Annotated in this window: 8 protein-coding genes and 1 pseudogene; 4 read left to right on the top strand and 5 right to left on the bottom strand. The window is 57.3% G+C overall.

The window, feature by feature from the left end:
- Positions 1-38: 38 nt before the first annotated feature.
- Both RHM68_RS19915 and RHM68_RS19920 read right to left on the bottom strand, forming a co-directional pair.
- Positions 39-1,364 (bottom strand): APC family permease, encoded by a 1,326-nt coding sequence (locus RHM68_RS19915; RefSeq protein WP_322218224.1) that lies wholly within the window; start codon positions 1,362-1,364, stop codon positions 39-41.
- Between the two features lie 91 nt (positions 1,365-1,455).
- Entirely contained in the window at positions 1,456-2,277 is an 822-nt protein-coding gene (locus RHM68_RS19920) for a carbon-nitrogen hydrolase family protein (protein ID WP_322218225.1), read from the bottom strand.
- A 127-nt stretch (positions 2,278-2,404) separates the two neighbouring features.
- On the opposite strand from RHM68_RS19920, the gene RHM68_RS19925 reads away from it, so the two are divergent.
- The 3 genes from RHM68_RS19925 (at position 2,405) to RHM68_RS19935 (ending at position 6,027) form a co-directional block, all read left to right on the top strand.
- A complete protein-coding gene (locus RHM68_RS19925; protein ID WP_201256382.1) occupies positions 2,405-3,205 on the top strand; it encodes a helix-turn-helix transcriptional regulator in 801 nt (266 codons plus the stop codon).
- 88 nt (positions 3,206-3,293) lie between these two features.
- Complete coding sequence (locus tag RHM68_RS19930) at positions 3,294-4,913, top strand: FMN-binding glutamate synthase family protein (protein ID WP_322218230.1); 1,620 nt, start codon at positions 3,294-3,296, stop codon at positions 4,911-4,913.
- Positions 4,914-5,049: 136 nt separating this feature from the next.
- Positions 5,050-6,027, top strand: coding sequence for an IS5 family transposase (locus tag RHM68_RS19935; protein WP_322218233.1), 978 nt, complete (start codon positions 5,050-5,052; stop codon positions 6,025-6,027).
- A gap of 663 nt (positions 6,028-6,690) precedes the next feature.
- On the opposite strand, the gene RHM68_RS19940 is transcribed toward RHM68_RS19935, so the two are convergent.
- From RHM68_RS19940 to RHM68_RS19950, 3 genes and pseudogenes are all read right to left on the bottom strand, one after another.
- A complete protein-coding gene (locus RHM68_RS19940) occupies positions 6,691-8,277 on the bottom strand; it encodes a glycosyltransferase family 39 protein (RefSeq protein WP_322218236.1) in 1,587 nt (528 codons plus the stop codon).
- Positions 8,274-8,648, bottom strand: a complete 375-nt coding sequence (locus RHM68_RS19945; protein WP_322218239.1) for a GtrA family protein — start codon at positions 8,646-8,648, stop codon at positions 8,274-8,276. Before RHM68_RS19945 ends, RHM68_RS19940 begins: the two co-directional genes overlap by 4 nt.
- A gap of 311 nt (positions 8,649-8,959) precedes the next feature.
- Positions 8,960-9,215: pseudogene (locus RHM68_RS19950) on the bottom strand (hypothetical protein); the annotation flags it as partial.
- A 233-nt stretch (positions 9,216-9,448) separates the two neighbouring features.
- Here RHM68_RS19950 and RHM68_RS19955 point away from each other — a divergent pair.
- Positions 9,449-10,576: an OpgC domain-containing protein gene (locus tag RHM68_RS19955; RefSeq protein ID WP_322218243.1), complete on the top strand. Its 1,128-nt coding sequence runs from the start codon at positions 9,449-9,451 to the stop codon at positions 10,574-10,576.
- The last annotated feature ends 162 nt before the right edge of the window (positions 10,577-10,738 follow it).

Here is a 10,738-nt window from a genome sequence, read left to right on the forward strand (position 1 = left end):
CTGTAGGAGCGAAGCGTGCTCCTACAGGGGTGTGTGCGTCAGGTGGCTTCCTGGAAATCCATTTCTGGTGGCTGACGGCGGAAGCCGCCGGTCAATACGGCCAGGTACACCACACCAATCGCCAGCCAGCTCAGGCCCAGGTAAATCGCCAGGTGATCGAGGCTGACCATCAGCCACAGGTCGGCGACCAGGCCAATGAACGGGAACACCAGGAACAGCACCAGTTCACGCGGGCCTTTTTTCTCGCCGCCGATCCAGTAATGGAAGATCACCGACAGGTTCACCAGGCTGAACGCCAGGAACGCGCCGAAGTTGATGAACGACGTCGAGGTGGTCACGTCCAGTTTCAGCGCCAGCAAAGCCACCGCCGCGCACAGCAAAATGCTGTTGACCGGGGTCCCGTATTTCTCATGCAAGGTGCCGAAGAACGACTTGGGCAACACCCCGTCGCGGCCCATGGCGAACAGCAACCGCGAACCACTGGCCTGGGCCGACAGACCCGAGGCGAACTGGCCGACGATCAGGCCAATCAGGAAGATCGACACGAACAGATCGCCACCGATGTTGCGGGCAATCTCATAAGCCGCCGAGTCAACGTTCTCGAACTGGAACGCCGGATGGGCGATCTGCACGAAGTACGACACACCGACAAAAATCAAACCGCCAATCAAGGTAATCAGCATGATCGCCCGGGGGATGGTGCGGCGTGGGTCGCGGGTTTCCTCAGTCAGGGTGCTGACCGCGTCAAAGCCCAGGAACGAATAACAGGCGATGGCCGCGCCGCTCATGATCAGCGGCATTTGCATGTCGCCGTTGAAGAACGGTTTGATCGTCCACAGCGGCGTGCTCGCATCGCCGCCGATGTAATGGATACACAGCACGACGAAGGCAATCAGCACCAGCGCTTGCACCAGCATCAGCAAGGCGTTGATGCCGTTGGCCAGTTTCAGGCCGACGATGTTGATCGCGCTGGTGATGCCGATAAACGCCAGCACCCAGATCCACTGCGGCACCGCCGGGAACGCGGAGTTGAGGTACGCCGCGCCGATCAGCCAGATCGCCATCGGCAGGAACAGGTAATCAAGCAACACCGCCCAACCGGCGATAAAGCCGAGTTTCGGGCTGATGGCTTTGCGCACATAGCTGTAGGCCGAGCCGGCCACCGGGAACGCGGCGGCCATGCGCCCGTAGCTCATGGCGGTGAAAAACATCGCCACCAGCGCCGCCAGGTAAGCGGCCGGGACCATGCCGGCGGTGGATTGAGCGAGGATGCCAAAGGTGCCGAGCACAATGATCGGCGTCATGTAGGCGATGCCGAACAGCACCACCGAACCCAATGACAGGGTGCGTTGTAAACGAGCCATGAGCGACTACTCCGAATTTATTAGATTTATGGCAGAGCCGAGTTCGGCGCAATGATCGTTCCCACGCTCCGCGTGGGAACGATCGGTCAACTTACTTCCCTGGAATCAGTAACTCCCGCAGTCCATCGGTGTGCTCAACAATCTCCCCCGGTAACTTCAGCCGCTGATCATCCAGGTAGCGATAATCCTGGCGCGCCGCCGTCAGTTGATTAAGATCCAGCTCAACCGCAAACTGCCCCGCCTCGCGCCCGGCTTCGAACAGCAGCGTGCCTAGCGGATCGACCAGCGCACTGCCACCGGCAAACAACAACCCGCCGTCGCCCTCTTCCACCCGGTTGACCATCAGCGCGAACGCCTGGTTTTCCTGGGCGCGGGCCATGATTGCGGTGCGGTGTGTCGGGCCGTAAGGGTCCATGTTGCCGTTGGTCACCAGCAGCAATTCCGCCCCCAGTTGCGCCAGGGCGCGGGCGGTCTCGGGGAATTCGATGTCGTAGCAAATCAGCAGGCCGACCCGCACGCCGTTCCACAGGCACGTCGCGTAACGATCACCCGGCTCGTAAACGCCACGGTCCGAGGCCCACAAATGCGTCTTGCGATAACGCAGGGCAACGCCTTCGGGGGTGATCAGCAGCGTGGTGTTATAGAAGCGGCCGTTATCGTTCTCGGCCATGCCGACGACCACCGCGACGTTGCGCTCACGGGCCGCATCGATCACCGCGCTGACAGTCGGGCCGTCCAGCGCTTCGGCGACCTGGGCCACGGTCTCTTCCGAGGCAAAGCCCATCAAGTGGCCTTCGGGAAACATGATCAACTGCGTGTCGGCGGCGCAGGCAGCAATCGCCGCCAGGGCGCGTTCGAGGTTGTAAGCCGTGTCGTTGTCACGGCCCGCCAATTGGGCGAGTTCGACCTTCATGGGTATTCCTTGTTATGAGCGCCGGGGATGCAGAAAGATTGCCCGGTCGGTGTCTGTGCACCAGTATGCGCAGCAAGCAACCGGCCAGGGAATTACGCGGCTGGGGTAACCCGATAGGGGTAGACGCATGACACTCTCGCTGGATGACATCGCCTGGCACCGTTCGGTCGGGCAACTGATCGACGCCCTCGACAAGCCGAACTTCTGGACGCAGCTTGTGCGGCTGCTGGATCAGTACGTGACCTTCGACAGCTGGGTGGCGCTGCTTTTCAGCGCCGATCAACACCCGTTGGTGTTCGCCGAATGCCCCGGAGAGGACGGCAGCCCCGACCAGTTGTTCCAGGATTACCTGCGCGGCTTGTACCTGCTCGACCCGTTCTACATCGCCTGCCGCGAGCAGTCGCGCACCGGGTTGTATCGCCTGTCGGAGGTGGCGCCGGAGCACTTTGAGCTGACCGAGTATTACCAGCGCTACTTTCGTCTGAATGTGGTGGCCGACGAAATCCAGTTCAATTGCCAGCTCGAAGGCGACCGCACGCTGTGCCTGTCCCTGGGCAGCAAGCAGCGTTTCAGTGGTCAGCAGATTGCCTTGCTGTCGCTGATCCAGCCGTGGGTGCTTGGCCTGTTGCGCCAACGCCTGCCCTATGAAATCAATGAAGTCGTGGCCCTGGCCCCGGCGCCACCCCAAGTTGATTGGCGGGTACAGCTGGAAGCCTCGGTGCAGCAACTCAAAGGCGCGCAGTTGACCGCCCGGGAACTGGATGTCGGGCGATTGATGCTCAGCGGTTGCTCCAGTAAAGAAATCGCCCGCAAGCTGGAAATCTCCGTCGAAACCGTGAAAGTCCATAAGAAACACATGTACAGCAAACTGGGGATCAAATCCCAGTCCGAGCTGTTTTCGATATTCCTGCAGGCGCAGAATGCCTGACGCACCACTGGAGCGCTTTTCCGTGGGATTGGCGCATCCATGTGATCCACGTGTTGCAAACAACCGAGTCCGAACCCAAGGAAACCGTATGAGCCTGTCCCTCCTGAGCCGCTACGCCTTCTTTGCCGTCTGCGTAATCTTCACCCTCGCCAGCCTGCCCTTTCTGCAACACGACTGGCTCTGGCCGTTTACCGCCGTCACGGGCGTGCTGAGCCTGATTGGTATTTTCGACCTGCTGCAAAGCCCTCACGCAGTGCGCCGTAATTACCCGATCCTGGGCAACATCCGTTACCTGGTGGAAGGCATTCGCCCGGAAATCCGTCAGTACCTGCTCGAATCCGACAGCGACGCCCTGCCCTTCTCCCGGGCCCAGCGTTCGCTGGTGTACTCACGCGCCAAAAACGAAAGCGCAGACAAACCGTTCGGCACGTTGATCGACGTGTATCAATCGGGTTTCGAATTCATTGGCCACTCCATGCGCCCAGCACCGTTGACTGACCCGAGCAGTTTCCGGGTCATGGTCGGCGGTCCGCAATGCACACAGCCCTACTCGGCCTCAGTCTTCAACATCTCGGCCATGAGCTTCGGCTCGCTCAGCGCCAATGCCATCCGCGCGTTGAATCAGGGGGCCAAGCTCGGTAACTTCGCCCACGACACCGGCGAGGGCAGCATCAGCGCCTATCACCGGGAAAACGGTGGTGACCTGACCTGGGAACTGGGCAGCGGCTACTTCGGCTGTCGCACCGCCGACGGCCACTTCGACCCGCAACGCTTCGCCGCCCAAGCGCAGACACCGCAAGTGCGGATGATCGAAATCAAGATGTCGCAAGGCGCCAAACCCGGCCACGGCGGAATCCTGCCCAAGCACAAAGTCACCAAAGAGATCGCCGAAACCCGGGGCATCCCGATGGGCGAGGACTGCGTCTCGCCATCCCGCCATAGCGCGTTTTCGACGCCGATTGAACTGATGCACTTCATCCAGCAACTGCGTGAACTGTCCGGCGGAAAACCAGTGGGATTCAAGTTCTGCCTCGGTCACCCGTGGGAGTTCATGGGCATCGCCAAGGCCATGCTGGAAACCGGCATCCTCCCGGACTTTATCGTCGTCGACGGCAAAGAGGGCGGCACCGGCGCCGCGCCGGTGGAGTTTACCGATCACATTGGCGTGCCGATGCGCGAAGGGTTGCTGTTCGTACACAACACCTTGGTAGGCCTGAACCTGCGGGACAAAATAAAACTGGGCGCCAGCGGTAAAATCGTCAGTGCCTTCGACATCGCCAGCGTCCTGGCCATCGGTGCCGACTGGGCCAACTCGGCACGCGGCTTCATGTTCGCCATCGGCTGCATCCAGTCGCAAAGCTGCCACACCAACAAATGCCCGACCGGCGTCGCCACCCAGGACACCCTGCGCCAACGTGCGCTGGTGGTGCCGGACAAGGCGCAACGCGTATTCAACTTCCACCGCAATACGCTCAAGGCCCTGGCCGAAATGCTGGCGGCAGCGGGGTTGGAGCATCCTTCGCAGTTGTCGGCCAAGCATCTGGTACGGCGCATGTCGGCGACCGAGATCAAGTTGTTTTCGCAGTTGCATGTGTTTTTAAAGCCTGGGGAATTGCTCACCGGGGAAGTGGACGGCGAGTTTTACTCGCGGATGTGGCAGATGGCACGGGCGGATAGTTTTGAGCCGAGTGAAGGGGTGGCTGCTTGATAAAGCTTGTGGCGCCGGCCCCTATCGGGCATGGCGCCGCTATTTTCGGCAATGCCTTATACCTAAGGAAACTCTGAAGAAGACTTCCAAATCTGGTGAAATACCCGCCTGACACGAACACGACGGTTGAGTCCCGATGGAACAGATGTCCTTCGCCGATGCCGAGTACGCTGGCAAACGTAAGCAGACCCGCCGCGAGCGCTTCCTGATCGAGATGGATCAGGTCGTGCCCTGGAAGGGCTTGGTTACTTTGACCGAGCCGCATTATCCAAAGGGCGAAGGGGGCCGTGCGGCGTATCCGTTGATGGTCATGTTGCGCGTTCATTTGATGCAGAACTGGTTCGGCTACAGCGATCCGGCGATGGAAGAATCACTATATGAAACGACGATTCTGCGCCAGTTCGCGGGCTTGAATCTGGATCGGATTCCCGATGAAACCACGATCCTCAATTTCCGCCGACTGCTGGAGAAGCATGAGCTGGCCGGTGGGATTTTGCAGGTGATCAATGGCTATTTGGGCGACCGTGGCCTGCTGTTGCGTCACGGCACGGTGGTCGATGCGACGATCATTCACGCGCCGAGTTCGACCAAGAACAAGGACAGTAAACGCGATCCCGAAATGCACCAAACCAAGAAAGGGAATCAGTATTTTTTTGGTATGAAAGCGCACATCGGCGTCGATGCCGAATCCGGCTTGGTGCATAGCCTGGTGGGCACGGCGGCCAATGTGGCGGACGTAACGCAGGTCGATCAGTTGCTGCACGGTGAGGAAACTTACGTGTGTGGCGACGCCGGTTACACCGGCGTGGACAAACGTCCCGAGCATCAGGATCGCAAGATGATCTGGTCGATTGCCGCCCGACCAAGCAGCTATAAAAAGCACTCAAAAAAGCGTCTGATCGTGCGGATGCGACGCAAGATCGAATACGCGAAAGCGCAGGTGCGGGCCAAGGTTGAGCATCCGTTTCGCGTGATCAAGCGCCAGTTTGGTTATACGAAAGTGCGCTTTCGTGGTTTGTCTAAAAACATCGCGCAGCAGACAACGTTGTTCGCTTTGTCGAACTTGTGGATGGTGCGAAAACGGTTGATGGGTATGGGCGAGGTGCGTCTGTAATGAGGGCCAATTGCCCTGAAACAGTGCAATTAGAGGAAAGAACCGTGGATTAAGGACAAGAAAGGTCTGATTTTCGCCGACTTATGATTTTTTGAGCCTCAAGTAGTGAGGGCATCAACAATCGGTGGGTACTTCAGACCTTCCCTAAGCGCGAATGACATGACAACAGCCGAAAGAAGCAGAGGCAATGGAAATAGGTTGGGCGCTCCTCGGGTAAGGAACAGCGCTTGGTACAGCCACTCCGTTAGTATCCGGCCACTGGTTTTCCATTCCGTACCAGCATACTGCGCCCGCCAAACGTCATCTATGTAAAGATAGTCCGCCAGAATCAATGGAAAAACATGCACAAAAACAGCGATGAGAAAAAAAACTGTACGTCTCGAGGTGTCAGTTCTCTGTTCATGTCGTCTCCGGTCCAACAACTGCTGCGATGGGGTAGCTGACGAATCTTTTCCAAGAGCGTTTCATTCACAGTTCTTGTCGAGCCGGTTTCTCAGTAACCGTCAAACTAAAACCATGTATCCATCGGGTCTACTGTCAGAAATTACAGGTGGGGTCTTATTAAGACGGACGGTCACGGTTAAGCATCGAAGCTTCTTCACCGGCGCCGGCGCAAATTGCGCTATAGCAGTTCATTTTTTTTTGAGCTGCATTCTTCAAAACTCAATACGTTGAACACCCAAGTCCTGGATCCGTTGAAAAAGCCCCAACCGCATAAAGCCGCAACTCCATATCCCCGGCTTCCTCAACAAACAAACATTTCCAATTCGCCGGAAACCGGGTTTTTTCATTCCCCTGGGCCGTGGTGGTTATCCACCATACCCGATTTACACTTGTCGGCAACTGACCAAGGTCTTCGAAAAAGACCTTGTCGCGATCCTGATAGATCAAGGTGGAGGCACCATAACCATTAGGACGGTTGTTGGTGGTGTCATCCCACGGCGGTCCATACAGCAAGGGATAAATCCCGGCGCGACTGTAATACGCCACGGTCAACCACCAATAGCCGTCAGCCACGACGATACTGTCACCCGCAATGGCGCTCTCGTTGATTCGCGCCACCATGTCGTCCAGCGGATGGCTTGCTTCGTTACGTGGATCGTCCAGGTCATCACGCTGCTGATAAAGAGTGGCCAGCCCCGCGCACTGAAGACTCACCAGCACACCCACGCAAATGAAGGCCAGCACCAAATGTCGTTGCGCCACTCTCGCGATAGCAAGGGCCAATATCATGGGGATGCCCATTGCGGCAAAAGCCATGTAGCGCTCAATAAATATCGGGAACTTGAACGAGATCAAGGCAACGGCCAATACCGGGGCAAACGTGTAAATCATTAATAGAAAACCGAACTTCCCCCGATCGTCTTCCTTGATCGCCACCCAGACTGCCGCCGCCGCCACCAGAATCGGAAGCAACAGGTAAAACGTCGCGGGCAACTCCTCGTTGCTGCGCAAGGTTAAAAACCTCCAGATGGATGAAGGCAAGGTGTAAAGCGTCAGCCCCGGAATCCAGAAAATATCGCCGCCCATCTTTAACTGCTGGGCATGGACAAAAACCTCATCCACCAGGCTGATCAGCCACGGCAAGTAGAGAATAGAGATCGCTGCATAGGCTACCCACAGCATCGGTCGCGTCAGGTAATGCAGGGTTTCGTCCCGTTTAAACCGCAATATCACCAGATACAGAAAGTGAGACAGTGCACATAAAATCGCCAGGTAGTGGGTATACAGAGCGGCCGTCATCAACAACCCATAGGCCACCAGGTATCGATTGCGCGGAGTTTTCACCCAATACACCAGCGCAATCGTGGCGCCCAATAACCAGAGAGTCTCCAGCGTGTACATCCGTGCTTCTTGGCTGTAACGAACGGAGATCGGCAACAGCGCAATCAAAAGACCGGCGAGCAACGCCGTTTTCAGCGTGCTGATCAGCCGCATCAACCACATCCCCACCGCCACCGTTGCCACACCCGCCACGGCACTCATCGCACGGATCGCAAAGACGCTGTCGCCAAAAACGGCAATCCATACATGCAACATCAGAAAATAAAGGGGGGGATGTACGTCGCGACCCATGTGAAACCAGATCGCTTGCGGCGATAGCACGCTCACCAGCGCGGAAAAGGCTTCATCGGTCCAGAAGTACGGAAGATTAATATTATGAAAACGCACCATGGCCGCCAGCAGAATGATCAACAGCCAACCCGTACTTTCTGCACCTGAGTGCCGGGAAAGAAATGAGCGCGTCATGTTTCTTCACCACGAAACACAAAGAACTTCAAATAGAGGAGTCCGCACACCAGGCTCAATAACGAAAACGAGGTGACTGTGACTAATCCATGCAGTCGCCACTCATCAGCCATGTGCCCGACGCCGTAGCTCATGACGCCCATAAACCCAATGAACAATAGATAACCGTACAGCGACACTTTGCTATCGAAGGTGTAGAGCGCATTCACATAAAACGAAAACGAGGCAGCAACACAAAACGCCGAAAAGTTGCTGGCGGCCTGACTGAATTCAGCGGCGGTAGTGAGTAGAAAAAATACCTGCCAATGAATAATCGTATTGGCCACCCCGACGACCGTGTAACTGGAGAATCCTTTCCAAAAGGCGTTCATGCCCGCTTCTTGTTACATCGCGGTTTCAGGGCCTTTCAAACTAAATTCATGAGCCGGTGCCGTCTACTGTCAGAAGTGACAGGGTAGCCTGGCCTCCAGACGGACGGTGGTGATTTACCAGTGAAGTGGAGTGATCGGCGTCGGCTCCTTCATGACGATAAAACCGTCATCCCCTATCAAATACGTTTGGCATCGCGCAGTGCCTGGCGCGAAGCAATGTCGTAGCTCAGGGGATACCGTGCGCCGTTGGCGAAGGTCTTTTGCACCATCAGCACCCGACCGTAGGCGAAGGACAGCATGACTTTTTCCAGCATGGCTGGCGTGGCGATCAACAGCGGTAACGCAAAGATGTTCCACGCCGCGTCGCTGAAGATCATTGCGTTGTAAAACAACTGCGTGACGTCCGCCCATCCCATCCCATCCCATGCCGGCGGCCAGCGAACGCCCGTTGTCATCGATGTAGGAACAGTCGGCGAGGATCAGCGGCAGGACGTAGGCAAATGTTGCGAACACAAAAAACAGCCAGACCCCACGGCCTACGAGTTCTCTGTCGAGCCATTCATGCATGTGCCCCTTTGGGTGACGGCTATTCAACCCGTGAAGCTTTCATCCCGGCGCGAGGCGTATATCACCGACTTTTCGACAGACGGCATAGCCCGGCAGTCCCCCGAGACATCCCGTAAATATCCCGACTTTGCAATTGGCGCTCAACCACGGCACCCTGCGCGCCGCTGATTTGCAGCGGTAACCTTCACCTCGCTGTCCCTTCTTATTGAACACTCGCTCAAGAGCCCGCTGTCATGACGTCCGAACGCGATCACCGGATCGACTTTTTCCGTGGCCTGGCGCTGATCTTTATTTTCTGGGATCACGTGCCCCACAACCCTCTGGGTCAAATTACCCTGCGCAACGTTGGCTTCAGCGATGCAGCGGAAATCTTCGTATTTCTAGCCGGTTATGCAGCAGTCCTCGCCTACGGCAAAGTCCTTCAGCGCGACGGATACCTGATCGCCTGTGTGAAAATCCTGCGCCGCACGTGGCTGCTCTACGTGGTGCATATTTTTCTACTGGCGATGCTGATGGGCATCGTGTTCTTCGCCAACAGCTATGTGGAAACGCGCGACCTGGTGGAGGAAATGGGCCTGCAACATTTCGTCAGCAATCCCCAGCAAGCCCTGGTCGATGAGTTGTTATTGCGCTTCAAACCAAACCTGATGGACCCGTTGCCGCTGTACATTGTGCTGCTGGCGGGCCTGCCGCTGGTGCTACCGTTGCTGGTGCGCAAAGCCTGGGCGGTGGTGGCGATCTCGTTGACGGTGTACTTGCTCGCGCCGAGGCTTGGCTGGAACCTCGCCGCCATCGGCGACGGCGTTTGGTACTTCAACCCTGTCACCTGGCAGTTACTGTTTGTGCTCGGTGGTGCGGCGGCGATTCACGGGCAACCACCACGGCGGCCTTCCACGCGCCCTCTGCTACGACAACCGTTGTTTGTCAGTGCAGCGGTGTACGTAGTGACCACCGCCCTGATTACGGTCTCTTGGCGCTGGCCGCCACTGCATGACGCCGTGATGCCCTCCAGCCTGAGCAACCTGTTGTACCCGATCAGCAAGACAGACCTGTCGCCAGTGCGTTTGCTGCACTTCCTGGCATTGGCTTATGTCACCGCCAAACTGTTACCCGACAGGGGGTGGACACAAAACTGGCTCGCTCAGCAAAGCTGCCGCATGGGGCGCTATTCGCTGGAGGTGTTCTGTTTAGGCGTATTGCTCGCCCCCTTGGCGGACATGGTCAACGCCCTGTCCGACGATGTCTTCGCCATGCAAATATTCACCGCGCTGGCGGGAGTCGGGTTGATGGCATTGCTGGGCGCCTGGCTAGACCTCAACAAGCGGCTGACTCACCCCTCGCACATCGCGACAGCCTCTTAGGCAGGTTCTGATGCCGATGGCGTTGCCGCGAAGTGCCCTTGGCCCGCGGTAACCGCCAGCCCCGCAATCAAGCAATTTGCCGATCCACAATTTTTCCCCCTTCGCCAACCACCGTCTAAGCTTCAGACAAGTCCGATCAATCTGCGTGAATGGATCAATCGA

Source organism: Pseudomonas sp. DC1.2, assembly GCF_034351645.1.
Classification (GTDB): domain Bacteria; phylum Pseudomonadota; class Gammaproteobacteria; order Pseudomonadales; family Pseudomonadaceae; genus Aquipseudomonas.

Excerpts from the sequence above, each read along its gene's own strand:
- RHM68_RS19930 (WP_322218230.1), top strand. The coding sequence starts at position 3,294 with ATGAGCCTGTCCCTCCTGAGCCGCTACGCCTTCTTTGCCGTCTGCGTA.
- RHM68_RS19940 (WP_322218236.1), bottom strand. The coding sequence starts at position 8,277 with ATGACGCGCTCATTTCTTTCCCGGCACTCAGGTGCAGAAAGTACGGGT.
- RHM68_RS19955 (WP_322218243.1), top strand. The coding sequence starts at position 9,449 with ATGACGTCCGAACGCGATCACCGGATCGACTTTTTCCGTGGCCTGGCG.
- RHM68_RS19920 (WP_322218225.1), bottom strand. The coding sequence starts at position 2,277 with ATGAAGGTCGAACTCGCCCAATTGGCGGGCCGTGACAACGACACGGCT.
- RHM68_RS19945 (WP_322218239.1), bottom strand. The coding sequence starts at position 8,648 with ATGAACGCCTTTTGGAAAGGATTCTCCAGTTACACGGTCGTCGGGGTG.
- RHM68_RS19925 (WP_201256382.1), top strand. The coding sequence starts at position 2,405 with ATGACACTCTCGCTGGATGACATCGCCTGGCACCGTTCGGTCGGGCAA.
- RHM68_RS19915 (WP_322218224.1), bottom strand. The coding sequence starts at position 1,364 with ATGGCTCGTTTACAACGCACCCTGTCATTGGGTTCGGTGGTGCTGTTC.
- RHM68_RS19935 (WP_322218233.1), top strand. The coding sequence starts at position 5,050 with ATGGAACAGATGTCCTTCGCCGATGCCGAGTACGCTGGCAAACGTAAG.